General features: G+C 72.3%; 23 protein-coding genes. 12 read left to right on the top strand and 11 right to left on the bottom strand.

All coding sequences use genetic code 11. From position 1 onward, the window contains the following. Positions 1–4: 4 nt before the first annotated feature. Positions 5–1,972 carry a M13 family metallopeptidase gene (locus DEJ49_RS35375; RefSeq protein WP_150187883.1) on the bottom strand — a complete coding sequence of 656 codons (1,968 nt, stop codon included), beginning with the start codon at positions 1,970–1,972 and terminating at the stop codon, positions 5–7. Positions 1,973–2,243: 271 nt separating this feature from the next. On the opposite strand from DEJ49_RS35375, the gene DEJ49_RS35370 reads away from it, so the two are divergent. After that, positions 2,244–3,251: a hypothetical protein gene (locus DEJ49_RS35370; RefSeq protein ID WP_150188705.1), complete on the top strand. Its 1,008-nt coding sequence runs from the start codon at positions 2,244–2,246 to the stop codon at positions 3,249–3,251. A gap of 110 nt (positions 3,252–3,361) precedes the next feature. Continuing rightward, positions 3,362–4,393 (top strand): tetratricopeptide repeat protein, encoded by a 1,032-nt coding sequence (locus tag DEJ49_RS35365; RefSeq protein ID WP_150187882.1) that lies wholly within the window; start codon positions 3,362–3,364, stop codon positions 4,391–4,393. Here the strand turns inward: DEJ49_RS35365 and DEJ49_RS35360 are convergent. Then, on the bottom strand, positions 4,377–4,763 hold the full coding sequence (locus DEJ49_RS35360; RefSeq protein WP_150187881.1) for a PPOX class F420-dependent oxidoreductase: 387 nt from the start codon (positions 4,761–4,763) through the stop codon (positions 4,377–4,379). The two genes, DEJ49_RS35365 and DEJ49_RS35360, sit on opposite strands and share 17 nt — an antisense overlap. A 55-nt stretch (positions 4,764–4,818) precedes the next feature. On the opposite strand from DEJ49_RS35360, the gene DEJ49_RS35355 reads away from it, so the two are divergent. After that, positions 4,819–5,424, top strand: coding sequence for a CGNR zinc finger domain-containing protein (locus DEJ49_RS35355; protein WP_150187880.1), 606 nt, complete (start codon positions 4,819–4,821; stop codon positions 5,422–5,424). 36 nt (positions 5,425–5,460) lie between these two features. Here the strand turns inward: DEJ49_RS35355 and DEJ49_RS35350 are convergent, their stop codons facing one another. The 3 genes from DEJ49_RS35350 to DEJ49_RS35340 are packed head-to-tail and all read right to left on the bottom strand — an operon-like array spanning position 5,461 to position 7,427. Further along, positions 5,461–6,135 (bottom strand): M15 family metallopeptidase, encoded by a 675-nt coding sequence (locus tag DEJ49_RS35350; protein WP_150188704.1) that lies wholly within the window; start codon positions 6,133–6,135, stop codon positions 5,461–5,463. Between the two features lie 47 nt (positions 6,136–6,182). Then, positions 6,183–6,512: a DUF952 domain-containing protein gene (locus DEJ49_RS35345; RefSeq protein WP_150187879.1), complete on the bottom strand. Its 330-nt coding sequence runs from the start codon at positions 6,510–6,512 to the stop codon at positions 6,183–6,185. Positions 6,513–6,563: 51 nt separating this feature from the next. Next, positions 6,564–7,427 (bottom strand): ABC transporter substrate-binding protein, encoded by an 864-nt coding sequence (locus DEJ49_RS35340; RefSeq protein WP_150187878.1) that lies wholly within the window; start codon positions 7,425–7,427, stop codon positions 6,564–6,566. 233 nt (positions 7,428–7,660) lie between these two features. Here DEJ49_RS35340 and DEJ49_RS35335 point away from each other — a divergent pair, with 233 nt between their 5' ends. Next, positions 7,661–8,278, top strand: a complete 618-nt coding sequence (locus DEJ49_RS35335) for an NADPH-dependent FMN reductase (protein ID WP_150187877.1) — start codon at positions 7,661–7,663, stop codon at positions 8,276–8,278. A 15-nt stretch (positions 8,279–8,293) separates the two neighbouring features. Here the strand turns inward: DEJ49_RS35335 and DEJ49_RS35330 are convergent, their stop codons facing one another. Both DEJ49_RS35330 and DEJ49_RS35325 read right to left on the bottom strand, forming a co-directional pair. Then, positions 8,294–9,106 (bottom strand): maleylpyruvate isomerase family mycothiol-dependent enzyme, encoded by an 813-nt coding sequence (locus DEJ49_RS35330; protein WP_150187876.1) that lies wholly within the window; start codon positions 9,104–9,106, stop codon positions 8,294–8,296. A gap of 146 nt (positions 9,107–9,252) precedes the next feature. Further along, the gene (locus DEJ49_RS35325) at positions 9,253–11,247 is read right to left on the bottom strand and encodes an ABC transporter ATP-binding protein (protein WP_150187875.1); all 1,995 of its coding nucleotides are present in this window, start codon (positions 11,245–11,247) and stop codon (positions 9,253–9,255) included. Between the two features lie 303 nt (positions 11,248–11,550). Between DEJ49_RS35325 and DEJ49_RS35320 the strand changes: the two genes are divergently transcribed. Next, positions 11,551–13,701, top strand: coding sequence for an ATP-binding protein (locus tag DEJ49_RS35320; RefSeq protein ID WP_150187874.1), 2,151 nt, complete (start codon positions 11,551–11,553; stop codon positions 13,699–13,701). A gap of 98 nt (positions 13,702–13,799) precedes the next feature. On the opposite strand, the gene DEJ49_RS35315 is transcribed toward DEJ49_RS35320, so the two are convergent. Continuing rightward, a complete protein-coding gene (locus tag DEJ49_RS35315; protein ID WP_223833136.1) occupies positions 13,800–15,323 on the bottom strand; it encodes an ROK family protein in 1,524 nt (507 codons plus the stop codon). A gap of 164 nt (positions 15,324–15,487) precedes the next feature. On the opposite strand from DEJ49_RS35315, the gene DEJ49_RS35310 reads away from it, so the two are divergent. From DEJ49_RS35310 to DEJ49_RS35295, 4 genes are read left to right on the top strand one after another with little or no spacing between them, the layout of a single operon-like run. Further along, on the top strand, positions 15,488–16,810 hold the full coding sequence (locus DEJ49_RS35310; protein ID WP_150187873.1) for an ABC transporter substrate-binding protein: 1,323 nt from the start codon (positions 15,488–15,490) through the stop codon (positions 16,808–16,810). 27 nt (positions 16,811–16,837) lie between these two features. Next, positions 16,838–17,836, top strand: a complete 999-nt coding sequence (locus tag DEJ49_RS35305; protein WP_150187872.1) for a carbohydrate ABC transporter permease — start codon at positions 16,838–16,840, stop codon at positions 17,834–17,836. A gap of 28 nt (positions 17,837–17,864) precedes the next feature. Continuing rightward, positions 17,865–18,704: a carbohydrate ABC transporter permease gene (locus tag DEJ49_RS35300; RefSeq protein WP_150188702.1), complete on the top strand. Its 840-nt coding sequence runs from the start codon at positions 17,865–17,867 to the stop codon at positions 18,702–18,704. 29 nt (positions 18,705–18,733) lie between these two features. After that, positions 18,734–20,119: a GH1 family beta-glucosidase gene (locus tag DEJ49_RS35295; RefSeq protein WP_150187871.1), complete on the top strand. Its 1,386-nt coding sequence runs from the start codon at positions 18,734–18,736 to the stop codon at positions 20,117–20,119. 14 nt (positions 20,120–20,133) lie between these two features. On the opposite strand, the gene murJ is transcribed toward DEJ49_RS35295, so the two are convergent. After that, positions 20,134–21,735 (bottom strand): murein biosynthesis integral membrane protein MurJ, encoded by a 1,602-nt coding sequence (murJ, locus tag DEJ49_RS35290; RefSeq protein WP_223833135.1) that lies wholly within the window; start codon positions 21,733–21,735, stop codon positions 20,134–20,136. A 50-nt stretch (positions 21,736–21,785) separates the two neighbouring features. Here murJ and DEJ49_RS35285 point away from each other — a divergent pair, with 50 nt between their 5' ends. Then, positions 21,786–22,178, top strand: a complete 393-nt coding sequence (locus tag DEJ49_RS35285; protein WP_150187870.1) for a hypothetical protein — start codon at positions 21,786–21,788, stop codon at positions 22,176–22,178. Here the strand turns inward: DEJ49_RS35285 and DEJ49_RS35280 are convergent. After that, on the bottom strand, positions 22,133–23,326 hold the full coding sequence (locus tag DEJ49_RS35280; protein ID WP_150187869.1) for an MFS transporter: 1,194 nt from the start codon (positions 23,324–23,326) through the stop codon (positions 22,133–22,135). The two genes, DEJ49_RS35285 and DEJ49_RS35280, sit on opposite strands and share 46 nt — an antisense overlap. 73 nt (positions 23,327–23,399) lie before the next feature. On the opposite strand from DEJ49_RS35280, the gene DEJ49_RS35275 reads away from it, so the two are divergent. Both DEJ49_RS35275 and DEJ49_RS35270 read left to right on the top strand, forming a co-directional pair. Beyond that, the gene (locus DEJ49_RS35275; RefSeq protein WP_150187868.1) at positions 23,400–24,158 is read left to right on the top strand and encodes a DeoR/GlpR family DNA-binding transcription regulator; all 759 of its coding nucleotides are present in this window, start codon (positions 23,400–23,402) and stop codon (positions 24,156–24,158) included. A gap of 5 nt (positions 24,159–24,163) precedes the next feature. Then, a complete protein-coding gene (locus tag DEJ49_RS35270) occupies positions 24,164–24,796 on the top strand; it encodes an HAD family hydrolase (RefSeq protein ID WP_150187867.1) in 633 nt (210 codons plus the stop codon). A 3-nt stretch (positions 24,797–24,799) separates the two neighbouring features. On the opposite strand, the gene DEJ49_RS35265 is transcribed toward DEJ49_RS35270, so the two are convergent. Continuing rightward, entirely contained in the window at positions 24,800–25,408 is a 609-nt protein-coding gene (locus DEJ49_RS35265) for a TetR/AcrR family transcriptional regulator (RefSeq protein WP_150187866.1), read from the bottom strand. Between the last annotated feature and the right edge of the window lie 37 nt (positions 25,409–25,445).

The raw sequence follows: 25,445 nt of genomic DNA, 5'->3' as shown, positions 1-25,445 counted from the left end.
GGTTTCACCAGATCCGGACGCGCTCCGACGGGTCCAGCCACAGTCCGTCGCCCTCGACCGTGCCGAACGCCTCGTGGAACTCGTCGAGGTTGCGGACGATGTTGGCGCGGAACTCCGGCGGCGAGTGCGGGTCGATCGTGAGGTACTGCTGCTCCTGCTCCTTGCGGCGCTTGGTCCGCCAGCAGTACGCCCAGTTCTTGAAGAGCCGCTGCGAGCCGGTCATGCCGTCGCTCTCGGGCACCGGCGCCCCGTCGAGGGAGATCAGGTAGGCGGTGTGCCCGATGGTCAGGCCGCCGAGGTCGCCGATGTTCTCGCCGACGGTGAGCGAGCCGTTGACGAACTCGCCGGGGAGATTGCGGGGCGAGAAGGCGTCGTACTGCTTGACGAGCGCCTTCGACTTCGCCTCGAACGCCGTCTTGTCGTCGGCGGTCCACCAGTCGTTGAGGTTGCCCGCGCCGTCGTACTGCGCGCCCTGGTCGTCGAAGCCGTGGCCGATCTCGTGGCCGATGACCGCGCCGATGCCGCCGTAGTTCTCCGCCGGGTCGGCGTCGGGCGAGAAGAACGGCTTCTGCAGGATGCCCGCGGGGAAGCAGATCTCGTTGGTGCCCGGGTTGTAGTACGCGTTGACCGTCTGCGGCAGCATGAACCACTCGTCGCGGTCGACCGGCGAACCGATCTTGGCGAGCTCCCGGTCGGACTCGAACGCGGCCGCGGCCTGCGCGTTGCCGAGCAGGTCGTCGGGCGAGACCTGGAGCGCGGAGTAGTCGCGGAAGGTGTCGGGGTAGCCGATCTTGGGACGGAAGGTCGCGAGCTTCTCGTACGCGCGCTCCTTCGTCTCGTCGGTCATCCAGTCCAGGCGGGCGATCGACTGGCGGTAGGCCTCCAGGAGGTTGGCGACGAGGTCGTCCATCTTGGCCTTGGAGGCCGGCGGGAAGTGCCGCGCGACGTACTGCTTGCCGACGGCCTCGCCGATGGAGCCCTCCACGAACGCGACGGCGCGCTTCCAGCGGGCCCGCATCTCCGGGGTGCCGTTGAGGGTGCGGCCGTAGAACTCGAAGTTGTTCCGCACGAACTCGTCCGTGAGGTACGGCGAGCAGGCGCGCAGCACGCGGGTGAGCAGCCAGTCACGCCACTGCTCGATCGGCACCTCGGCGAGGAGCCCGGAGAGGTGGGTGAGGTAGGACGGCTGGCGGACGCAGGTCTCCGCGATGGTGGCGTCCGAGCCGCCGAGCGCGGCGGCGTAGCCGCGCCAGTCGAACTCCGGCGCCAGCGCGGTGAGCTCGTCGACGGTGGTGAGGTTGTACGTCTTGAGGACGTCGCGGGTCTCGGCGCGCTCCCAGTGGCCCGCGGCGAGCCTCGTCTCCAGTTCGAGGACGGTCCGCGCGGCCGCGGCCGGGTCGGCGTGCTTGCCGAGGGTGAGGAGCTCGGTGAGGTACGCGACGTACTTCTCGCGGATCTCGGCGAACTTGTCCTCGCGGTAGTACGACTCGTCGGGGAGGCCGAGTCCGCCCTGGAGGATGTTGAAGAGGTAGCGGTCGGAGTCGCGGTCGTCCGTGTCGACGTACGCGCCGAAGAGACCGGAGCCGCCGATCCGCTCGAAGCGGCCGATGAAGGCCGCGAGCTCCCGGGTGTCCGACACGGCAAGGGCCTCGTCGATCAAGGGCTTGGCCGGGGCGAGGCCGCGGGCGGCGATGGTCTCCTCGTCCATGAAGGAGGCGTACAGCGCGGCGATCTTCCGGGCGTCCTCGGAGATCTCGCCGTGGCCGGCCGCGACCTCGTCGGCCAGCTCCTGGATGATCGTCTTGACCTGTTGCTCCGCGGTGTCGGCCAGCTCCACGAAGGGGCCCCAGCTGGAGCGGTCGTCGGGAATCTTCGCGGTGTCCAGCCAGACGCCGTTGACGTGGCCGAAGAGATCGTCCTGCGGCCGGATCTCGGGGTTCATGCCCGGGCGGGCGTCATCCAGAATGCTCATCCAGGCAGCCTATGCGAGGGGTCGCCCCGGCACGACGGGCCGCGGGGGCCGTTCGGCGAGGAGCGAACAGCGAGCCGCTCCCGGACGGCCCGGCGGCACGCCAACTCGCGCGCAAAACATCTCAATAGGAGCGATAAAGTATCGCGTCAACCTTCGTACGACTGTGACATCCAGGAGCACCTCTGTGACCGTAGCCATCGTCCCGTCCCAGGAAGACGCCGCGTCCCACGAAGACGCCGCTTCCGCCGACGCCACCGCCGACTCGGCCGCGCTGATCGCCGAGGACGCCCGTGACTTCGGGGTCTACGCGCGCACCGGCGGCTGGGCCTTCGGTCTCAAGGTCGCCCGCAGCGTGCGGCCCGGCGGGCAGAGCGCGGGCGAGACGCCGAAGGTCTCCGCGAAGGAGTTCGCGGAGCTCGCGGGGTGCTCGGCCGACCGCGTCATGCGGTACTACAAGGCGTGGGACAAGGCCGCCGACGACGGGATGGTGCCGCACTTCGAGGCGCTCTCCCCCGGCATGGACGTGGAACTCCCGGACGCCGACGTCTGGTTGTCGTACTACACCGCCCGCTCCAGCGCCCTCACCCAGCGCGGCGAGGCGATCACGCAGGCTGCCGAGGCCGAGGGCATCCGCCCCACCAAGGCCCTGGAGGTCGCGGAGAACCCGACCGCGCTGCGTGCCGCGATCCTGGCCGACCCCGGCACGGCCGAGGCGGCCCGCAAGGCTCTGATGGACCGCTTGGACGAGGACCCGGCGCTCCGCACCGAGCTGGTCCGCGACATCGTCCGCACCGACGACCTCAAGAAGGCCGTGGCGGCCGAGTCCAAGGCCGGTGACCGCGTCGACTACGTCCGGCAGATCGTGGAGAAGGGCCAGGTCAAGACGCCGGCCGGGCAGATGATCGACGCCCCGGCGGAGCTGCGCGAGGAGGCCGAGCGCCACCTGTCCCTCATCGACGAGCTGGACGAGGGCGAGGAGTCCGGGGAGTGGGCGCGCGAGGCGTACGACACCGTGCGTGACCTGGTGGCGCAGACCGTCCAGAGCGACCCGGAGCTGCGGGTGCAGGAGCGGCGGGCGAAGTTCTACAGCAGCCTGCAGAAGGCCACGAAGGTGTTCGAGGAGCTGACGTTCGACGACGTCGATGACATCGACGACATCTACGAGGACGACATGGTGAAGCGCCTCGAAGACCTCCAGCAGGCCATCGGCGCGTGCATCTCGGCTCTTCAGACGGCGATGCCCGTACGTCCCGAGGCTGATCAGGACGCCCGCGCGTAGCACTCGAGTCGTACGCGAGGACCCCTACCGGGAGGGATTCGCCGCCCAGGGCCCGGCTCGTAGCTTTTTGATCATGCCGTTGTGCCGGACGATCGAAAGGCTGCGCATCCATGTACGTCAAGGCATTCGCCCCGGAGTACCAGGGCGAGCTGGGCTCGGAGCTGAGCGTGAACTCCTCGTACGAGGACGTGCGCGCGTCGGCGGGCCGTGCGCTGTCCCGGGCGGGCGGCTCGGCCGAGCGGGCGCAGGCGGCACTGGCCCTGGCGGAGGCGAGCAGACGGCTCGGCCGGGTCGACGACGCGGGCGCCGCCTGGCGGCAGAGCTACCGCAGCGCCCGCGCGGCGGGGGACGCGGGGGCCATGGCGTGGGCGCTGTGGAGCGGTGGCACCCTCGCGCGGCAGTGCGGGGCGCTGCGGCTCGCGCGGCGGCTGCTCACCCACTCCGTGGAGCTGGCCTCGGGCGGCGGTGACCGGCTCGCGCACGGCTACGCGCTCGCGGGTCTCGCCGAGACGGGGCGCATCCAGGGGGACTACGCGGCCGTCGCCGCGCTCCACGAAGAGCTGCTCGAACAGGGGCGGGCGCACGGCGAGGCGCGGCACATGGTGTGGGCGATGACCGGGATAGCGCAGATGCACCGCAACCGCGGCGAGCACGCGAAGGCCCTGGAACTGTTCGAGGAGTCGGTGCGGATCGCGACCGACGCGGACGACGCGCGGGGGCGTGCCTGGTCGCTGCGGGGCGTGGCCGACGTACTGTCCCTGCGGGGCGATACGGACCGCGCCCTGGAGCTGCTCTCCGAGGCGGAGGGCGTGTGCCGGGCCATGGACCTGGCGAGCGCGCTCGCCTACAACCACAAGATGCGCGGCAACGTCCTGTACCGCGCCGGACGCCACGAGGCGGCGCGGGAGACGTACGCCGTCGCCCTCGACGAGTTCACCGCGATGCGGGAACCGCGCGGCACCGCGCTGTCCCGGCTCGGCCTGGTCAAGTGCCGGGCGCGGCTCGGGCGCGCCCGGGAGGCGACGCTCGCCGAACTGGCGGTCCTGGAGGCGGACTTCGACCGGATGGGGCTGCGGCACGCCCGCGACATGGTGATCGCGTTCCGCGCGGAGCTGACCCCCGCCGTCAGGGTGTCAGCGTGATGCGCACTCCGACCGTGCCCTTGAGCCCTCGGCGGATCCGGCTGCCGAAGAGCGTGAGGAAGCCGGGCACCCCGTACTTGTGCAGGATGAGGGTGCGGTAGCGGGCGGTGACGTCGGGCGGGCAGATCTCGGCGGTGGCGGGCACCTGCTCGCCGGTCGGTCTGCCCCGCCGGTCGCACGGGCCGACCATGACGTCCGCGCGCCCGCGGATCCGCTTCACCTTCCAGGACTCACCGGGCGTCCAGATGCCGAGGGCGTCGCCGTCCTCGACGACCCAGACGGGGGTCGGCACCAGGGTGCCGTCTTTCCGGTAGGTGCTGACCAGCAGGTACTTTCCGGCGCTGAGCTGTGCCAGCGAGGTGTCGGGCATGCCGAGAGTCTAGGGCGCGCCGCACGCGAACCACGTAACTCCTTATATTGGTTACATGGAACAGTCCCCCGGCTCCCCCGGCCTAGTGCTGCGCTCTTACAGCGGGTCCACCTACCGGTTCGACCCGGGCGCGCTCTGCCTGGAACTCCTGCCCACCGGTGGTCCGGGTGAGTACCGGCGGTACGAGGTGCTGCACGGGCCCGCCGACCTGGCCGACTGGGCGGAGCGGTCACGCCTGACACCGACCCCGCTTCTCGACGTCTCCGATGCCGAGGTGGCGGACGCGCGGCGACTGCGCGACGCGCTGTTCCGCGTGACGACCGCGCGGGCCCACGACGAGCCCGCGGACCCGGCCGACATCGCCGCCGTCAACGCGGCGGCGGCCCACCCGCCGCTGGTCCCCGCCGTCGGTCCGGACGGCGAGCGCGCCTGGGCCGGGCCCGCGGACGGCACCCGGCTGCTCGCCACCGTGGCGCGCGACGCGGTGGACCTGCTGACAGGACCGTTCGCACACCGCATCCGCACCTGCTCGGCCGGGGACTGCGCCCTGGTCTACGTCGACACCTCGCGCCCCGGCCGTCGCCGCTGGTGCTCGATGGAGCACTGCGGCAACCGCCACAAAGTGCGGACGCTGCGTGCGCGCCGCTCCGAGGAGAGCTGATGCCGGTCCGCCCCCCGTCCCGGACGGGCCGCGCCGCTAGCTCACGGGCGCCGAGGAGTCCGCGTCGCGCGGACCGTACAGCGCGGACGGGGCGCCCGAGGCCAGTGCCCAGTAGCGATCGCCGTACGACCAGTGCCACCACTCCGTGGGGTAGTTGACGAGGCCCGCGCCGGTCAGGGCGGCGCCGAGGACGGCACGGTGGGCGCGTGCCTCGGCGCCGATGTTCGGCGCGTGGGTGTAGCAGGCGCCCGCGCTCTCCTCCGGGTCGGCGTTCATGCGGGTGCCGAGGTCGAGCTCGCGTCCTTCGGCGTCGGCGAGCGTCAGGTCGACGGCGGCGCCCGCGCTGTGCGGGGCGATGTCGGGCGGGGAGACGTAGCGGCTGGCGGCGGCGTGTATCTCGGCGGCGGGCCGGTCGGGGTGGAGGGCGCGCAGTTGTTCCACGTACTCCTCGAAGTAGTGGCGCTGCAGAGCCGGCGGCCGGTAGCCCTCGACGAACAGCAGCCGCAGTCCCGGCGGGAGCAGCTCCTCGGCGTGCAGGAGCCGTCGCAGGACGCCCTCGCGCAGCAGCGCGAACGAGGTGTCGGACCCTGCCTGTTCCCGAAAGTCGACGAGCAGCCCGCGGCCGGTCCCCCCGCCCTTCGCCGTCCGTACGTCGACGAGCGGCTCCCCGCACTCCCGCACGGGAACGGCGGCGACCCGCGGGTCCGACATCAGCACGATCTCGCCGGGCGCCCCCGCGACGGCCGCCTGAACGGTGGTCACGACGCCCCCCACGGGGACACCTCGACCACCGCGTCCACGGGCAACGGCCCGTAGATGTGCGGGAATTCCTCCGCGCCCGGACGCGCCGCCTCGAACCGCACCGGCGCGGTGACACGTGCGCTGTCGATGTCGAGGACCACCAGCTCGTCGGGCCCGTCGTATCCCCCGTAGAGGAACGCGGCGACCCCCGGCAGCTGTTCGGGCAGCGAGCAGTGGATGAAGCCCACGTCGCCCAGTGTCTTGCCGCGGGTCGACATCTCGTACGTCCCGGCTTCCCTCGCGGCGTCCCACAAGGCGCGCTCGGTGATGTGCAGCAGTCGTGTCATGGATCAACGGTACGCGGAACGACGAATCCGTCGGGGTCATGACACAGACTCTCAGGGCCGAACGGCTTCCAGGGCGTCGGCGACGGCGGTGTGGAAGCGGGCGTGTTCCCGGGCGCTCGGGGGCAGTTCAGGGTTCCAGGAGAGCGTGGGAATGTGCGGACCGAGGGCGTCGCCGAGGGCCGCCGCGTTGCCCCGTACGTCGGTGAGGACGAGGTCGGGTTCGAGTGCGGCCGCCTCCGCCCAGGTCGTCGTCGACCAGTTCGCGCCCTGCCCCGGCGCGGGGTCCACGAGGCCGACGCCGAACCCGGCGAGGGCGGCGAGGTCGGGCCAGGCGTACGGCCGCGCGAGGTGGACGGAGTCGGGGCCCGCCGGGGAGAGGGCGAGGACGCGCGCACGTACGGGACCCGCGGCGGCGGCGGTCAACCGCCGTTCCGCGGCGGCGAGTTCGGCGTCCGCCGCCGGGTCCGGGGCGGCGCCCAGGCTGCGCCCGAGGGCGGTGAGGCGGTCCCTGATGCCGGTGAGGCTGCGGCCGCCTCCGACGTCGAGGACGACGAGCGGGATCTGCTCCTCCAGGTGTTTGGCGGCCTCCGGGTCGATGCCGTAGACCTGCCCGCCGCCGTAGGTGAGCGCCACGACCAGGTCGGGCCGCGCGGCGAGGAGGGCGTCGAGGTCGAGTGCGGGGCCCGCGCCGAAGTAGGGGAGGTCCGCGAGGGGGAGGCTGCCCGTCTTGGCGGGGTCGGGCAGGGCCGGGTCGTCGTGCGCGGAGCCGAAGATGCCGACGGGCCGTATGCCGTGGTCGTGCAGGGCCGCGCCGGTCGGCATATAGACGACGAGCCGGGACGGGCGGCGTGCGGTCCTCACCAGGTGGTCCCTGTCGTCGGTGAACTCCCAGTCGCCGCCCGTGTGTTGCGCCATGATCTCCGACTCCTCCTGCCGTCCCGTGCCGCGGCCTGCCGTGCCGTGGCCGTCCCGCTGCTACCTGCCCGGGCGCACCCCGGCGTACACGGGTCGGGCGTCTCGCTCCGCCGGTGGGCCTAGGGCTCGCGCAGGTACCGATCCCCGTCGTACGACAGATGTGGGGGCGGGGCGCGGGTTCGTAGTTTCGTCGGTGTCAGGCGCGAACGCGCACCGAGCCGGGGAGGCACATCATGAACACGCACGACACGCATGGAACCGTGAGGGACGGTCTTCTCGAGGCCGAAGGCCCCCTCAAGCTGGCCGTCATCGTCGCGAGCACGCGGGAGGGCCGCTTCGCACCGACCGTCGCGGCCTGGTTCCTGCGCCAGACCGCGCACCGCCGGGATCTGGACGTCGACGTGATCGACCTGGCCGAGGCGCGGCTCCCGGACGGGCTGTCCGGGCGGCCAGGACCGGAGGTCGCCGGCGTCGCGGCGCGCATCGACGCGGCGGACGCGTACGTCGTCATCACACCCGAGTACAACCACAGCTACCCCGCGTCGCTGAAGACCGCGATCGACTGGCACTACGCGGAGTGGCGCGCCAAGCCGGTGGGCTTCGTCAGCTACGGCGGCCTGTCGGGCGGCCTGCGCGCCGTCGAACACCTGCGGCAGGTCTACGCGGAACTCCACGCGGTGACGGTGCGCGACACGGTGAGCTTCCACGGCGCGCGGAGCTGCTTCGACGCGTCCGGCGAACCGCTCGATCCGGCCGGCCCGGAGACCGCGGCCAAGACGATGCTGGACCAGCTCACGTGGTGGGGCCGCACGTTGCGCGACGCCAAGACGGTGCGCCCGTACGCGGCCTGAGCCCACCGCTGTGCCTCACCTCCGCAGCCAGGCTCCCGCGCCCCGCACCCAGTCACTGAACAGGGTCTCGTCGCCCAGGACTTCGATGCCGTCGGCGGGGGTCGGGGTGCGGCGCAGGTAGAGGAGGAGCAGGAGGTCGGTGAGCGGGCCGCGTACGGCCGCGGTCGACTTCTTGTGTCCGTGCGAGACGGTGATCGGGGCCCCGGTGAGGTCGATCAGCCACTCCCCCTCCCCTTCGGGGGCATCGGTCGCGTGGAAGTGCACCGTGCGGCCGGGACCCAGCAGCGCCTGCATCTCGGCCTCCGATGCGTAGGCCTGGGGCAGCGTGCTGAACTCCAGCCACTCTTCGAGGCCGTCGAGGGCGACGTCCGCGGCGAGGGTGTACGTTCCGCCGACCGCGGCGGTCGCGTCGAAACGGTGGACGACCGTCTCATACGTCATGCGGCGCGCCCAGAAGAGGGGCGTGCCGCCCGGCGCGACGGTCCACACCCGCACCTCGGGCCCCGCCTCGCGCAACGTGTCCGCGAACTGCGCGGCCCCTTCGACGAGCCAGGCGGAGAGCGCCGGGACGTCGTCGTCCGCTTCGGGTGTGACGAGGTTGACCTGCTCGTCCGGTACGGGTCCGGTGGCGCGGGTCCGGACCACCGTCTCGGCCCAACGGTGCGCGCCGCCCACGTGGCGCAGGAGGTGGGCGAGGGTCCAGCCGGGACAGCCGGGCACGGGCGCGGTGGCGTCGGCACCCGCGATGGTAGAGGTCAACTGGGCGGTCTGGTCGGTGATTCGGTCGGCGTAGCGGTCGAGGACCGCGTGAAGGCTCGGACTCGTCATGGCGTCACGGTAGACCACGGACCGCAGCGTACTGGGCACGAACCAGGGGCTCGTGAGGACGGGCGAGGGGGTGGGGGCCTGGAGTGCGGGTGGAGATGAGGGCGGAGGTGGCGACTTCGGCTGCGGGGAGGGCGCCGCGTCGTCGGTCATGCGGAGTTGGCCGAGGTCGGTGAGGCCGGTGAAGTCGGTGCGGCTGGTGAAGTCGGTGAACTGTCCGGCAGCGCCGCGCCACCCGGCGGCGCCGGGCTCGCTGTCGGTGACGGACTCGCTTTCGTCGACGGATTCTCTGTCGTCGACGGAGCCTCCGGGGGCTTCGGGCCTGGCGACGTCGCCAGGAACTGTGTCGCCGCCAGTTCCCCGTACAGCGGGTCCGCCGTCACGAGTTCGGCGTGCGTGCCCACCGCGCGTACCCTTCCCGCGTCCATCACCACGATCCGGTCCGCCAGCGTCACCGTCGACAGGCGGTGGGCCACCACCAGGACCGTGACCTCACGGGAGACCTCCGCCACCACGTCCCGCAGCGCCAGTTCGTTGACCGCGTCCAGCTGCGAGGTCGCCTCGTCGAGCAGCAGCAGGCGCGGCTTCCGCAGCAGCGCCCGCGCGATCGCCACCCGCTGGCGCTCACCGCCCGACAGCTTGGAGCCCCGGTGACCGACGACCGTGTCCAGCCCCTCGGGCAGCCGCTCGACGACCGCGTCGAGTCGGGCGCGCACCAGGACCTCCCGTATCTCGGAGTCCGTGGCGTGCGGCGCCGCGAAGAGGAGGTTCTCGCGCAGGGTGCCCGCGAGCACGGGCGCGTCCTGCTCCACGTACCCGATCGTGGCCCGCAGTTCGGCGAGCGGCCACTCGCGTACGTCCTTGCCGTCGACCAGGACCCGGCCGCCCGTCACCTCGTAGAACCGCTCGATCAGACCGAACACGGTCGTCTTGCCCGCGCCCGAAGGCCCGACGAACGCGGTCATGCCCGGGCCCGGCACGTCGAAGGTCACGCCGTGATGGACGTACGGGAGGTCGTCGCGGTAGCGGAAGGTCACGTCGTCGAAGGCGACGGACGCGGCGACGGCGGGCGGCGTCGGCGCGGCCCCCCGGGCCCCTTCCCTCGCCCCGCTCTCCGTCCGCTCCGTCTCCGTCGGTTCCGTCTCCAGTCGTTCCGCCTGGACGATACGGGCGATCGCCGCCGACCCCACCTGGTACTGCGATGCCGCCTCGACCAGGCGCGACACCGGGTCGATGAGATAGAAGAGGAAGAGCAGGAACGCCACCAGCGTGGAGACGGAGATCGCGCCCGACGCGACCCGCGCGCCGCCGATCCCGAGCACCGCGAGGAACGACACCTGCACGGCGAGGCCGACCGAACTCCACGCCACGGACTGCCACTTCGCCGACCGCACGCCGTGCCGCCACGCCTCCTGCGCGGCCGCCTCCACCGCGGCGGATTCGCGCTGCTCGGCGCCGGAGGCCTTCAGCGTACGGAAGGCGCCGAACGCCCGCTCCAGTGCCGTGGAGATCGTCCCCACGGCCTCCTGCGCGCGCTGTGTCGCCCGCGCGATCCTCGGCATGACGAGGGAGACCGCGCCGCCGATCAGCACGATCACGCCGAGTGTGACGCCGAGCAGGACCGGGTCCATCAGCCCCATCAGCACGATCGTCGCGACGAAGGTGAGGCCTCCGGAGGCCGCGGACACCACGGACTGGGTCGTCACGGCCCGCAGCAACGTCGTGTCCGAGGTGACGCGTGACATCAGGTCGCCCGGCTGGGTCCGCTCCACCTCGCCGAGGCGCAGCCGCAGCAGCCGCCCGATGAGCGTGCGTCGGGCCGCGAGGACCACGGACTCGGCGGTGCGCTCCAGTACGTACGCTCCGACGGACTCGATCGCCGTGCCGAGGACCACCAGCGCGGTGAGGAGGATCAGGATCCCTGCGATGGAGTCGTCGCCGCCGAGCCGGTCCACGAGCGACTTGGCCGCGAGGGGCTGCGCGAGTCCGGTGGCCGAGCCGATGAGTGTCAGGAAGGCGCCGAGCGCGACGGCGCCCCGGTGGGGGCGGAAGTGGCGGTACAGGGCGCGCCACGTCTCCTTCGCGGGCAGTCGCTCCGGCTTGTCGGGGGACGTGGATCTGGGGGTGGGAGCTGCGTCGGTCACGTCGGACAGGACGCAGCGAGGACTGATCCACCTGACTGACGTGCAGGTGTCACCGAACACGGATGCGAGGAGTCGCCGTCCCGCATGATTCGGGCCGCACGTCACTACCCGGGGCGCCGGAGGGGAGTTAGTCGATCAGCCGCGTGCGGTGCAGAGACGATTCTGCACAGGGACGTGCGGTGCTGGAGACGACGCGAGCGGGAGCAGGGGTCTGGCGTGCGAGGGCGAGAGCGAGCGCAAGGGCGCGGGCAGGGGTGGGCGCGGGGGCGGGCGCGGGGCGGCGGTCATGGGGACGGCGTCGGCGTGCTGGTCGGACGGGCCGAGGAGCTGGGCGTGCTCCGCAGGATGCTCGCTCAGGGCCGGCTCGTGACCGTGGTGGGCGGCGCGGGCATCGGCAAGAGCCTCCTCGCCGAGCACGCGGCGATCGCGGTCGGGAGCGCGATGCCGGACGGTGTGGTGCGGGTGCGGTGGTGGGACGGCGTCCCGGCGCGACGCCGGTCGGTCGCGGAGACGGTCTTGGACGCGTTGGACGGGGGGAGGGAGGGGGTGGGGGTGGGTCGGGCGGGGGCTGGGTCCGGGCCCGGGGCTGGGGCCGTCGGGGTTGCGGCTCTCATTGATCGGTTGCGGTCGCGGCGGATGCTCGTGTTGCTGGACGACTTCGATCCGGTACGAGGTGAGTGCGTGCGTGTCGTACGGGCGCTCCTCGACGGGGCCCCGGAGGTGCGGGTCCTGGCCGCAGGGCGTCATCCGCTGGGCCTGGGCGAGGAGGCGGTACTGCGGCTCGGGCCGCTGGGGGGTGGGGCGGGCGGAGCGGGTCCCGTGGGCTTGGGGGACGCCGGGCATGCTGAGGGTGCCGAGAACGCCGACCGTGCTGCGCACCTTGACCGAGCCGCTGGTATGGGACGTACCGAGCACTCGGAACGTTCCGGGGCGACGGGGCGCACTGACCGCGCGGTCACCGCCGGGCCCGCCGCCGCGCTCTTTCTGGCGCGGGTGCGGGACGCCAGACGCCGGGCGGGGCACGACGCGCCTCCCCGCGACCACCCCGTGAGCGGCGAGGGCGTGGAGGAGTTGCGGATCGTGGACGACATCTGTCGGCGGCTCGAAGGGATACCGCTGGCCATCGAGCTGGCGGCGGCGCAGGCAGCGCGGTACTCGCTGCCCCAGCTCGCCGGGATGCTGGAGCGAGCGCAGGGCTGGCTCGGCGTGGCGGACGCGCCGCTGCGCAGGCACAGGTCGTTGCGCGCCGCCGTAGGAGCGGGGTACGCGCTGTGCGGCTCGGCGGAACGGACCGTGTGGGCCCGGCTCAGCGTGTTCGCCGGGAGCTTCGACGAGGACGCGGCCGCGTACGTGTGCGCGGGCGGCGGTCTCGACGCGCAGGACGTACCGGCGTCGCTGGCTCGCCTCGTGCTCGCCTCCGTCCTCGAACCGGTCCGCGACCCCGGCGGCGTCCTCGCTCCGCGCTACCGGATGTCCGCCGCCGTCCGCGGTTTCGGCGCCGAGCGGCTGCAGTCCGCCGGGGAGACGGCCGCGGCGGTCAGCCGGCACCTGTACTGGTACAGCCATGTCGCCTCCACCGCCCACCACTTGTGGAGCAGCGGACTGCACGAGCAGGCCGCCGCGCTGGTCCGCGACGAGGAGGCCGACCTGCGCGCGGCGCTGGCCAGGGAGCCGAGCGCCACGGACCCCGCGTCCACGACGCTGGCGGTCGCCGTGGACCTGTGGTTCTGGTGGGCGGTGTGCGGTCACGCCGAGGAGGGCCGCGCGCTCCTGCGCCGTCTGCTGCCGCTCGTCCGGTCCGACACACGGGTGTGCGGGCAGGCGTTGTGGCTGGCGGGCTGGCTCGCCGTGTGCGCCGGATCCCCCGCCGCGGAGGCGGCCGAACTGCTCGGCCAGGCATGGCGCGTGGCCATGTTCGCCGGGGACGACGCCACCGTGGGGCGGGTCTCGCACGTGCTGGGCGCGCTGGCCCTCGCGGACGGGCGGACCGAGCGGGCCATCGCCCATCTGCGGGTCGCGGCCGACACGATTCCCGTGCACGCCGAGCACGGGCCGCCGGTCGCCGTCAGTTGGGCGCTGCTGGCCGTGGCGCAGGCCGGGGTCAGGCCCGCGGAGGCGTGGCGCAGCGTCCGGCGTGCCTCGGCGGGGCCGCAGGCGCGTCACGACGTGTGGACCCGGTCGATGACGCTGTACGCGCAGGCTTTCGTCGACCATTTACGTGGCCGGCGCAGCCGCGCGTGGCGCAAGGCGCACAAGGCGCTGGCCGGGGCGGTGGGGGTGGCGGGAGCGGCCGCGCCGTGCGGGCCGACGGGTTCTGGCGGGGGCGCCCCGAGCGAGGGCGGTGCGGCGTCCGAGCGAACCGTGGCCGCCATGACGGGGCCGCCCGGCGCCGCGCTCATCCATCAGCTGATCGATGACATCGAGTCAGGCCCACCGGTCACAGGCAGCCAGTAAGGCGAATCCGACGGCGCCTCGACGCGCCGTACCGACCCACCCGCGCCCGGCACGCTCTGAGAACCGAAGCCGTCCCCGACCCACAACCGCCGCCCTCCTCACCGCGCCCCCCGCCCCTCCAACACCGCCTGCCAGTCCGGCGCTCCCCGCGTGGCCGCCTCCGTGCGTGACGGGGTCGCACGGCGGCCGCCCCGGGCGAAGAAGTCGGCGAGGGGCAGCGTCGCCGCGCCCACCGTGACCGCGTCGGGGCCGAGTTGGCCGAGGTCGACCGTGGCACGGGCCGCCGGGTGACGAAGCGCGTACGACTCGGTGTACCGGCGGATGGCCGGCAGGAGGCGCGGGCCGAGCTGGAGGCCGGCCCAGCCGCCGACGAGGACGCGTTCGGGGCCGAAGAGATTGACGAGGTCCGAGATGCCCGCGCCGAGGTACTCGGCGGTCTCGTCCAGCACCGCCAGTGCGACCGGATCGGGCACACCGCCCTCCGCCGGATACGCCGCCGCCAACAGCGCGCTCACCCCCGTCTCCTCGTCCGCACCGGGCGGCAGCACACCGCCTGCCTCCTGCCAGCGCGCGAGCAATGCTTCGGCCCCCGCGTACGCCTCCAGGCAGCCCCGAGCCCCGCACCGGCACCGGCGTCCGCGGACGTTCACCGTCAAGTGACCCCACTCGGCGGGCCCGCCGCGCGCCCCGCCGTGGATGACGCCGCCGGTGACCACGCACGCGCCCACCCCGGAGCCGATCAGCACGATCGCCGCGTCGCGTGCGCCCCGGCCGCCGCCGAACCACATCTCGGCCTGGCCGAGGGCGCGGGCCCCGTTGTCCACGAAGTAGGCCGTGTCCGGCGGGAGTTGGATGGCGTCGCGCAGCATGCGTTCCAGCGGGACCGCGTCCCAGCCGATGGTCTGCCCGTGCACCACCGTGCCACCCGGCCCCGTGCCACCACCCGGGCCACCAGCGCCCCCTGCGCCGGCCCGGTCACCCGCGCCACCCAAGCCACCGGCACCACCGCGGCCACCCACACCGCCCCGGCCACGCCCACCGCCCCCGCCGCTCACACCACCCGCACCGCCCAGACCACCCGCACCCCCAGCCCCATCACTGTCACTGCCACCATCCACGATGCCCGGCACCCCCACCCCCACCCCGATCAAGCCCCCGTGCGGCACCTCAGCCCCGGCCAGACCCTCCGCCCCGCACGCGATGCCCGCCCGCGCCGCCACCTCCGCCACGCCCTCCGCGATGTGTCGGACGACCGTCTCCACGTCGTGTCCCGAGTCCGTCAACGGGCGCTCCGTGCGGGCCAGTTCCGTCAGGGCCAGGTCGAACGCCTCCACGCGGACCCGCGTCTCCCCCACGTCGACGCCGATGAGGCGGCCGCTCGACGGGGCGACGCGCAGCAGCGTGCGCGGGCGGCCGCCGTCGGACTCGACGCTGCCCGCCTCCTCCAGGAGGCCGTCCGCGGTGAGTTCGGCGACGACGTTGCTCACGGAACCCGAACTGAGTCCGGTCGCGGGACCGAGCGCCTGCCGGCTCATCGGCCCGCCGAAATACAACCGTTGCAACACCGACGCCCGGTTGCCCACCCGCAGGTCGCGCACCGTTCGACTGCTCCGCTCGGCCATGTGGCTCCTCTCCGATCCGCAACATACCCGTGCGCGACCCCTTGACGCGACTTTCTCTCAGGTTTTAACTCACGTCCTAAATTAAGCCGTGAAACCATTCAGGCGTCGAACTCGGCGCCTCCCGTCCATCCCCGTTCATCCACCACGAAAGGGACGGTTCCGCCATGCGCAGACTCCGAGCCTTGGCAGCACTCGCCACCGTGACCGCTCTCTCCGGCGCCACCCTCACGGCCTGCGGCGGCGGCACGAGCACCGGCGGCGAGGGCAGCAACGCCTCGCCCAAGACGCTCACGTACTGGGCCTCCAATCAGGGGCCGAACATCGCGGCGGACAAGAAGATCCTCACGCCCGAGCTGAAGAAGTTCGAGCAGCAGACGGGGATCGAGGTCAAGCTGGAGGTCATCCCCTGGTCCGACCTGCTCAACCGGATCCTCGCGGCGACCACCTCGGGACAGGGCCCCGACGTCCTCAACATCGGCAACACCTGGTCGTCCTCGCTCCAGGCCACCGGCGCGCTGCTGCCCTGGGACGCGAAGAACTTCAAGGCGATCGGCGGGAAGGACCGGTTCGTCGACGCGGCGCTCGGCTCGACGGGCACCGAGGGCAAGGACCCGGCGGCGGTTCCGCTGTACTCGCTGTCGTACGCCCTCTACTACAACAAGGCGATGTTCAAGGAGGCGGGCATCAGCAAGCCGCCGGCCACCTGGGACGACCTCGTGACCGTCGGCAAGAAGCTTTCCAAGGACGGCAAGTGGGCCCTGGGGGCCGAGGGTTCGAACCTGGTGAACAACATCCACCAGGCCTTCGCCCTCGGCAAGCAGCACGGCGCGGACTTCTTCGACGCGCAGGGCAGGCCGACCTTCACCTCGGACGGCGCGGTGTCCGCCGTGAAGCAGTACGTCGACTTCATGGCCAAGGACAAGATCATCGCGCCGGGCAACGCCGAGTACGCGCAGAACCAGTCGCTGCGGGACTTCGCGCAGGGCAAGACGGCGATGGTGCTGTGGCAGGCCGCGGCGACCACGTTCGAGGCGCAGGGCATGAAGCCCGACGACTGGGGCGTGGCCCCCGTGCCCGTGGTGTCCGGGAAGCCCGGCGCGGAGCGGCAGGTCAACTCGATGGTCGCGGGCATCAACCTCGCCGTCTTCAAGAACACCGACAACCTCGACGGCGCCCGCAAGTTCGTGAAGTTCATGACGAGCGACGCCGAACAGGCCCACCTCAACAAGGCGTACGGGTCGATCCCGCCCGTCACCGCCGCGCAGAAGGACGCCGCCTTCGACCGGGCCGACACCGCCGTGCTGCGCGACACGCTCCGTAAGAGCGCCGCGCCGCTGCCGCAGGTGCCCAACGAGTCGCAGTTCGAGACCTCCGTGGGCACGGCCATCAAGAAGCTGTTCGCCGACGCGGCGGCGGGCAGGCCGGTCACCACGGAGTCCGTGAAGTCCGAGCTGTCCAAGGCACAGCAGCAGATGCCGAAGAGCTGAGAGCCGACGAGAGCCGAGAGCCGACCCGTGACCACCCTCACCACACCGCCGCCCCCCTCCAAGGAGCGGGCCGCGCCACCCGACGGCAAGCGCCCCGCGCGGCTGCGCCTGCCCGCCCGCCTGCGCCGCGTCTCGCTCCCCTACCTCCTGCTGCTCCCCGCCCTGCTCCTCGAACTCGTCGTCCACCTCATACCGATGGGCGTCGGCATCGTGATGAGCTTCAAGGAGCTCACGCAGTTCTTCATCCGCGACTGGGGCGCCGCGCCCTGGACGGGCCTGGACAACTACGAGCTGTCGGTGGACTTCGACGCCCCGGTCGGCGAGGCGCTGCTGCACTCGTTCTTCGTGACCGTCGCGTTCACCGTGCTGTCCGTGGGCCTGTGCTGGCTGATCGGCACGGCCGCCGCGGTCTTCATGCAGGAGCACTTCCGCGGCCGCGGTCTGCTGCGGGCCGTCTTCCTCATTCCGTACGCGCTGCCGGTGTACGCGGCCGTCATCACCTGGTCGTTCATGTTCCAGCGCGACACCGGTCTCATCAACCACGTGCTCCACGACCAGCTGGGGCTCACCGACAGCCGTCCGTTCTGGCTCATCGGCGACAACAGCTTCGTCGCGCTGCTGACCGTGTCGGTGTGGAAGGGCTGGCCGTTCGCCTTCCTCATCGTCATGGCGGGGCTGCAGAACATCCCCAAGGAGCAGTACGAGGCCGCCGCGATCGACGGGGCGGGGATGTGGCAGCAGGTGCGGCGCATCACGCTGCCGTCGCTGCGGCCCGTCAATCAAGTCCTCGTCCTGGTGCTCTTCCTGTGGACGTTCAACGACTTCAACACGCCGTACGTGCTGTTCGGCAAGTCGGCGCCCGAGGCCGCCGATCTCATCTCCATCCACATCTACCAGTCGTCGTTCGTCACCTGGAACTTCGGCACAGGATCCGCCATGTCGGTCCTGCTGCTGCTCTTCCTGCTCCTGGTGACGGCCGGCTATCTCCTGGTGACCTCGCGGGGAAGGAAGTCCGCCGATGTCTAGCCGTTCGCCGGGGGCGGGCCGCTCACCGATGGCCGCGCCGCGTTCGTTCCTGTGGTCGCGACGGATCTTCCTGACGCTCCTCGCCGGTTTCGTGCTGCTTCCCGTGTACGTGATGGTGAGCAGTTCCCTCAAGCCGCTGCAGGACGTGTCCGGCTCGTTCCGCTGGCTGCCGAGCGGGTTCACCGTGCGGCCGTACTTCGACATCTGGAAGACGGTGCCGCTGGCCGACTACTTCATGAACTCGCTGGTCGTGGCGGGCGCGGCGACGGTGTGCTCGGTGGTCATCGCGGTGTTCGCCGCGTACGCGGTCAGCCGATACCGCTTCCGCGGCAAGCGGGTGTTCACCGTGACCGTCCTGTCGACGCAGATGTTCCCGGGCATCCTGTTCCTGCTGCCGCTCTTCCTCATCTACGTCAACGTCGGCAACGCCACGGGCATCGCGCTGTTCGGCTCGCGCGCCGGGCTCATCCTGACCTACCTCACGTTCTCGCTGCCGTTCTCCATCTGGATGCTGATCGGGTACTTCGACTCGGTGCCGCGCGAGCTGGACGAGGCGGCGCTGGTCGACGGCTGCGGGCCGCTGCGGGCGCTGTTCAGAGTCGTGGTGCCCGCCGCGATCCCCGGCATCGTCGCCGTCGCCGTGTACGCGTTCATGACCGCGTGGGGTGAAGTGCTCTTCGCGTCGGTCATGACCAACGACACCACGCGCACCCTCGCCGTGGGCCTCCAGGGGTACGCCACGCAGAACGACGTGTACTGGAACCAGGTCATGGCCGCCTCCCTCGTCGTGAGCATCCCCGTCGTCGCCGGCTTCCTGCTCCTGCAGCGCTATCTCGTCGCCGGACTGACCGCCGGAGCCGTCAAGTGACCCTCCCGCCCCTTCCTGAAAGGAACTCCGTGACCGACCCCTCCTCCCCGACCGCCCCCTCCCCCGACCTCTCCGCTCTCCCCCGGGACTTCGCGTGGGGCGTGGCCACATCGGCGTACCAGATCGAGGGGGCCGTCGACGAGGACGGCCGCGCGCCCTCGATCTGGGACACGTTCGCCCACACCCCGGGAAAGACCGACGGGGGCGACACCGGCGACGTGGCCTGCGACCACTACCACCGCTGGCCCGAGGACATCGCGCTGATGCGGGAGCTCGGCGTCGACTCCTACCGTTTCTCGCTCGCCTGGCCGCGCATCGTGCCCCGCGGCGACGGGCCGGTCAACGCGGCCGGCCTCGACTTCTACGACCGCCTTGTCGACGCCCTCCTGGAAGCGGGCATCACCCCCAACGCGACCCTCTACCACTGGGACCTGCCGCAGGCGCTGCAGGACCGCGGCGGCTGGCCCGAGCGTGCCACCGCCGAGCACTTCGCGGCGTACGCCTCGGTGGCGGCCGAGCGGCTCGGCGATCGGGTGCCGCTCTGGGCGACGCTCAACGAGCCGTTGTGCTCCGCCTGGATCGGTCACCTGGAGGGGCGCATGGCGCCTGGCCTCACCGATCTGACGGCCGCCGTGCGCGCCTCGTACCACCTGCTGCTCGGGCACGGTCTCGCCGCGCAGGCGATCCGTGCGGCGGCGCCCCGCGCGGAGGTCGGCATCGTCAACAACCTCTCGCCGGTGGAGGCCGCGTCCGACCGGCCGGAGGACATCGCCGCGGCGCGGCGGGTCGACGGGCACACCAACCGCTGGTGGCTCGACCCGCTGCACGGGCTCGGCTTCCCCGCCGACATGCGGGAGGTGTACGGCGTCGACCTGCCGGAGCGTGCGGGCGACCTCGCGACCATCGCGCAGCCGCTGGACTGGCTGGGCCTCAACTACTACTTCCCCGCCGTCGTCGCCGACGACCCCGGGGGCCCCGCGCCGTTCGCACGCCAGCTGTACCGGCCGGAGGTGCCGCACACCGGCATGGACTGGGAGATCGACGCGAACGGCATCGAGAGTCTGCTGATGCGGCTGACGGAGGAGTACGGGGCGCGGCGTCTTTACGTCACCGAGAACGGCTCGGCGTACCCCGACGTCGTCCGCGCGGACGGCACGATCGACGACGTGGAGCGCGCCCGCTATCTGGGCGAGCACTTGGCGGCCTGCGCCCGCGCGGCCCGCAGGGGCGCCCCGCTTGCCGGGTACTACGCGTGGTCGCTCCTGGACAACTTCGAGTGGGCGTACGGCTACGACAAGCGCTTCGGCCTGGTCCACGTCGACTACGCGACGCAGCGCCGCACGGTCAAGGGCAGCGGCCGCCGCTACGCGGACCTGGTCCGGACCCACCGCCACCGCGCGGCACGGGCCGCCTGAGCCCAGAACCTGGGTCAGCGGCGCAGGCCGGGCAGCATCCGTACCTCCGCTATGCGCAGCAGGCGCGCGAGGAGGAGGAAGCCCACCGCCATCGTCAGGGCGCCCGCCGTCAGCGCCAGGGCCGTCGCGGCCGTACCGGACGAGGTGATCTCGGTTCCGGCGCGGGCGGCGGCCCAGCCGAGGGACCCGGCCAGGGCGGACGCGAGGATCAGCTTGCCGTACGTACGGGCGAGGCGGCGGCCGTCCAGGTAGCCGCCGAGGCGGCGCCGCATCAGCCGCGCGGTGAGCAGCAGCCCCACGGCGTACGACAGCGTGTACGCGGCGGCCATCCCGGTGACCGCCCAGCGCGCGGGCAGCAGCAGATGGCAGGCGGTGGCGAGGCCGATGTTCACGCCCGCCACCCAGACCGCCATCCAGAACGGGGTGCGGGTGTCCTCGTAGGCGTAGAAACCGCGGAGCAGCAGGTACTGCGCCGAGAACGGGATGAGGCCGAGGCCGAACGCCTGGAGCATGTGGCCGAGGGGCTCGGTGGCCGCGGCGTCGGACGCGCCGTGCGCGAAGAGCAGTTGCGCGGTCTGCGGGCCGAAGGCGAGGAAGAAGAACCCGGCGGGCACGATCACCGTGCCGGTGACGCGCAGGGCGCGGGAGAGTTCGCCACGCAGGTCGGCGGTCCTGCCCTCGGCGGCGGCCTTGCTCATCCGGGGCAGCAGCGCGGTCACCAGGGAGACGGTGACGATGGACTGCGGCAGGAGCCAGATGGTCTGCGCGTAGGAGTACGCGGTGTAGCCGACGCCGTCCTTCGGCAGGGTGCGGTCGGCGGCGTTGGCGTAGTTCGTGACGACGGTCAGGGCGACCTGGTTGGCGAGGACGAGGAGCAGCGTCCAGCGGGCGGCGCGTGCGCTCTTGCCGAGGCCGGTGCCGCGCCAGTCGAAGCGCGGCCTGAAGCGCAGGCCCGCGGCGCGCACGAACGGCACGAGCGCGAGGGCCTGCAGGGCTATGCCAAGAGTGGTGCCGATGCCGAGGAGTCCGACCTGTTCGGCGGTGATGTCCCCGACGTCGTCCGGGACGGTCATCAGGCCCAGGTAGGCGCCGAACATGGTGACGAGCACGACGTTGTTGAGGACGGGGGTCCACATCATCGCGCCGAACTTTTCGCGGGCGTTCAGGACCTGTCCGAGGATCGCGAAGAGCCCGTAGAAGAAGATCTGGGGCAGCAGGAACCGGGCGAAGACGACGGTGAGCTCGAACGCCTCGTGGTTCTCGGCGGTGTCCCGCATGTAGAGGCTCACGATCTGCGGGGCGGCCCACACCGCGAGGGCCGTGCCCGCGCCGAGCACGCAGACGACGAGGGTGATCAGGCGCTGCTCGAACGCCGTGCCGCCGTCGGGGTCGGTCGCGCGGGCACGCACCAGCTGGGGCACCAGCACGGCGTTCAGGGCGCCGCCGATGAGCAGGGTGTAGAGGCTGGTGGGGACGGTGTTGGCGGTGTTGTACGTGCCGGCGAGGAGGCCGGTGCCGAGGGCGGCACCCTGGAGGACCTGCCGGATCAGGCCGGTGGCGCGGGAGACGACGGTCCCGAAGGCCATGAGGAGCGAGGAGCGCGCGAGGGTCGCCACGTCAGCAGCCCCTCATGTGCGGCTCGGCGCGTGTGTCTCGCTTGGCGCGTATGGCTTCGGAATGCATGCACGTGATCTTCGCACGGGCCTCTGACACCTCCCGTGACACCTGCGCGTGCCCTCTCCCTGTCGCCGTAACGCCCGGTTCGTCCCCGCTCGTACGTTCCTCGGCAGGGGCGCGGCGGTGGGACTGCGCGTCGGTCTCGGTCCGGCAGACGTCGTCGCCGGACAGGACGCGGCACTTCACCGTCACCGGCTCCGGCGGCGCCCCGGAGTTCGAACTCCCCTACTCGGCAGCGGATTCCGGGCCGTTCGACCCGGCGTACGACTGGCTGGACGAGCTCGCCGACGACTGCTGCCTCTGGGTGGCGGACCGGCTCGCCACCGCCGCGTCGCGTCAGACGCTGCTGGAGCACTTCCGGGCGGGCTTCCCCGCCATCTGAGGGGTCTCCCGCAGGATGCCCGCCGCGCAGGCCGCGACCGCGCAGAACGCCGCCGGCAGGAAGAACGTCAGGTTGAGCGGCATGAAGTGGGTCAGCGGGCCGATGACCGCGGGCCCGGCGAGCATGCCGAGGTAACCGAGGCCCGCGACACGGGAGACGTTGACCCCCGCCGCATCGGGGTCCGTGTGGCCCGCGGCGCTGAACAGCTGGGGGATGCACCCGGAAAGGCCCGCGCCGAACACGGTCCAGCCGATCAGGGCGAGCGGGGTCCAGGGGGACAGTGCCGCCATGGTCAGGCCCGCAGCGGCCACGGCCGCGCCGTACCGGAGGACGGCCACCGGGCCGTACCGCGCGGCCACCCGGTCGGCGAGCAGGCGGCCGACGGTCATGGCCGTGGCGAAGGCGCCGTAGGCGAGGGCGGCGGTCGCGGCGGGCGCGTCGAGCACGTCGCGCAGGTGCAGGACGCTCCAGTCGTTCGCGACGCCCTCGCAGAGCATGAGCATCAGGGCGAGGGCGGCGAGGGCCCAGATCCGGCGCGGGGTTCCGCGCCGTGACGGAGTCGGGGACTCGGGCGACGGTACGGATCCGGGTTCGGGTCGCAGCAGCGCGGGAGCGGACACCGCCGCCGCCACGACCCCGAGCACGGCCACCGCGCCGAGCGTCGCCGCGGGGCTCCAGCCCCAGCTGAGCGTGCGGGCGCCGACCAGCGCGGCGAGGACACCGCCGATGGAGAACGTGGCGTGGAAGGCGGACATGACGGGGCGTCGGTAGCCGCGCTCGACCTGCACGGCGTGGGCGTTCATGCTGACGTCCAGGCAGCCGTTGCCGAGGCCGAGGGCCAGCAGCGCGGCCCCCAGCGTCCATACGTTCGTGGCGAGCCCCGGCAGCACCACGGCCGCGGCGCACAGGGCGGCGCTGACGGGCACGACGGTGCGGGCGCCGAGCCGGTCGGTCAGCGGGCCGACGATCTGCATGCCCACGAAGGCTCCCGCGCCGAGCAGCAGCAGGAGCCACCCGAGCACGGCGTGACTGATCCCGGCCCGGTCCTCGACGGCGGGGATGTGGACGATCCACATGCCCATGAGGAAACCGTTCAGCGCGAAGTAGGCGAAGGTGGCCAGTCGGCCGGCTCGCAGTGTTCTCTCCATGACTTCGAACATAACGAACAGGATTGATGTTCGGAAGATTGATTTACGAACAGATTTATTGTTTGATGTGTGCGTGGCCAGTACCGAACGACTGAGGCAGATCACCGATGCCGTACGCGAGGCGGGACGGCTCGGTGTCGCGGAGCTCGCCGAGCTGACCGGCGCCTCCGAGATGACCATCCGCCGTGACCTGGAGGCCCTGGCGGAACAGGGCGTCCTGGAGCGCTATCGCGGGGGCGCGCGGAGCCTGCTGCTGCGCGGCGAGGAACCACCGTTCGCCCTGCGGGAGCAGGAGGGGTTGGCGGCCAAGCGGCGCATCGCCGCCGCGGTGGCCGGTCTTGTCGCGGACGGGGAGTCCGTCGTCGTCGACAGCGGCACGACCTGCCTGGAGGTCGCCCGCGCCCTGGAGCACCGCCGCGTGACGGTGATGCCGCTGTCCCTGCACGCGGTGAACGCCCTGTCGGCCGCGCCGCAGGTGACGCTGCTCGTGCCGGGCGGGCGGCCGCGCCCCGGCGAGCTGGCCCTGACCGGGCCGCTGACCACCGCGTCCCTGGCCGCGCTGCGTTTCGACACCGCGGTGATCGGCTGCTGCGGACTGACCGCGGCGGACGGCCTGACCGCCTACGACCTGGACGATGCCGCCGTGAAGCGTGCCGCGATCGACTCCGCCCGCCGCGTCATCGCCGTTGCCGACGCCGCGAAGCTCTCCCGTACCGCGCTGGCCTTCGTCGCCGCCGCGGACGCCCTGCACGCCGTCGTCACGGACGACGCGGCACCGGACGCGGAGACCGACCTGCTCGCCGCGGCGGGCGTGACCGTAAGAAGGGTATGACCCCCATGAACTACCCCCACCGCACCCCGGAAGCCCTCCCCGGCGTCGTGCTCTTCGACATGTTCGGCGTCATCGCGCGCCACCAGTCCGAGTCCGGCAAGGAGCGTCTGGCGGCCCTCGCGGGCGGGCCCGAGCCGGCGTTCTGGGACGCCTACTGGGGGCTGCGTCAGCCGTACGACCGCGGGGACGTGAACGGCGTCGCGTACTGGCGGCAGGTGGCCGACTCTCTCGGCACCACGTTCGACGACACCCGTGTCGCCCGGCTCGTCGAGGCCGATCTCGCGAGTTGGAGTGCCGTCGACGACACGATGGTCGCCCTCGTCGAGGAGCTGGCGGCCGCGGGGCGGCCCGTGGCGCTGCTCTCGAACATCCCCGAGGAACTGGCCGCCCACTACGAAGAGCGCCATTCCTGGCTCAAGCACTTCCAGGTGTGTGCCTTCTCCTGCCGCATAGGCCACGCCAAGCCCGAACCGGGCGCCTACCGCTGGTGCCTGGACGCGCTCGGTGCCGAGCCCGGACGCGTCCTCTTCGTGGACGACCGCGAGGAGAACATCCGCGCGGCCGAGGCCGTCGGGGTGCGCGGCCATCACTTCACGACCCCCGCCCGGCTGCGTGAGTCCCTCCGCCTCGGCGCGTGATCCTCAGCGGGTGATCGCGCCCAGCAACGCCTTGGCGCACAGGTCCCTGACCTGCTCGCGCGTCAGGTCGGCCTCCTCCAGCCACTCCAGGCAGACCGCCACCATGAACGCGAGCCACCCGCGCACCGCGAGGCGCAGCGCGGGCAGGTCCTGCGTGATGTCCGAGGCCGCCGGGTCCGCGGCGAGGGCCGCGAGGATCTGCCGCTCCTGCGCGGCGAGCCCGTTGCGGTAGACCTCCCGGACCAGCGGGTCGCCCGCCGCCTCGGCCCGGTGGAAGGCGCGGAAGCCCTGCGCGTGGCTCTCCACGTAGCCGAGGAACGCGTCGAGCCCGGTGCTGATCTGTTCGTGCACCGGCAGCCCCGGCTCCGCCGCCGTCAGGCGCAGCATGCGCTCGCTCTCCCGGTGCACCACGGCCGCGAAGAAGTCCCGCTTCGTCGGGAAGTAGTGGTACAGGAGCCCCCGCGAGACACCGGCGATCTCCGCGACCCGCTCGATCCACACGTCGTCGTACGGCTTCTGCGCGAAGAGCCGCGCCCCGACCGAGAGCAGCTGCTCACGCCGCTCCTCGGTACTCAGTCTGCGGCGCGTGCGCTCCTGGGGATTCGCGGCCATGCAGGCACCTTACTTGACGCGAATTCAATAGGGGCAG

The organism is Streptomyces venezuelae (genome assembly GCF_008642335.1).
Lineage (GTDB): Bacteria > Actinomycetota > Actinomycetes > Streptomycetales > Streptomycetaceae > Streptomyces > Streptomyces venezuelae_F.
This window is presented reverse-complemented; position numbering and strand designations above follow the sequence as displayed.

Bases quoted from the DNA above. Each gene is read 5' to 3' on its own strand.
- DEJ49_RS35375 (WP_150187883.1), bottom strand. From the start codon at position 1,972: ATGAGCATTCTGGATGACGCCCGCCCGGGCATGAACCCCGAGATCCGG.
- DEJ49_RS35365 (WP_150187882.1), top strand. From the start codon at position 3,362: ATGTACGTCAAGGCATTCGCCCCGGAGTACCAGGGCGAGCTGGGCTCG.
- DEJ49_RS35360 (WP_150187881.1), bottom strand. From the start codon at position 4,763: ATGCCCGACACCTCGCTGGCACAGCTCAGCGCCGGAAAGTACCTGCTG.
- DEJ49_RS35355 (WP_150187880.1), top strand. From the start codon at position 4,819: ATGGAACAGTCCCCCGGCTCCCCCGGCCTAGTGCTGCGCTCTTACAGC.
- DEJ49_RS35350 (WP_150188704.1), bottom strand. From the start codon at position 6,135: ATGTCGGACCCGCGGGTCGCCGCCGTTCCCGTGCGGGAGTGCGGGGAG.
- DEJ49_RS35345 (WP_150187879.1), bottom strand. From the start codon at position 6,512: ATGACACGACTGCTGCACATCACCGAGCGCGCCTTGTGGGACGCCGCG.
- DEJ49_RS35340 (WP_150187878.1), bottom strand. From the start codon at position 7,427: ATGGCGCAACACACGGGCGGCGACTGGGAGTTCACCGACGACAGGGAC.
- DEJ49_RS35335 (WP_150187877.1), top strand. From the start codon at position 7,661: ATGAACACGCACGACACGCATGGAACCGTGAGGGACGGTCTTCTCGAG.
- DEJ49_RS35330 (WP_150187876.1), bottom strand. From the start codon at position 9,106: ATGACGAGTCCGAGCCTTCACGCGGTCCTCGACCGCTACGCCGACCGA.
- DEJ49_RS35315 (WP_223833136.1), bottom strand. From the start codon at position 15,323: ATGGCCGAGCGGAGCAGTCGAACGGTGCGCGACCTGCGGGTGGGCAAC.
- DEJ49_RS35310 (WP_150187873.1), top strand. From the start codon at position 15,488: ATGCGCAGACTCCGAGCCTTGGCAGCACTCGCCACCGTGACCGCTCTC.
- DEJ49_RS35300 (WP_150188702.1), top strand. From the start codon at position 17,865: ATGGCCGCGCCGCGTTCGTTCCTGTGGTCGCGACGGATCTTCCTGACG.
- DEJ49_RS35285 (WP_150187870.1), top strand. From the start codon at position 21,786: ATGGCTTCGGAATGCATGCACGTGATCTTCGCACGGGCCTCTGACACC.
- DEJ49_RS35280 (WP_150187869.1), bottom strand. From the start codon at position 23,326: ATGGAGAGAACACTGCGAGCCGGCCGACTGGCCACCTTCGCCTACTTC.
- DEJ49_RS35270 (WP_150187867.1), top strand. From the start codon at position 24,164: ATGAACTACCCCCACCGCACCCCGGAAGCCCTCCCCGGCGTCGTGCTC.
- DEJ49_RS35265 (WP_150187866.1), bottom strand. From the start codon at position 25,408: ATGGCCGCGAATCCCCAGGAGCGCACGCGCCGCAGACTGAGTACCGAG.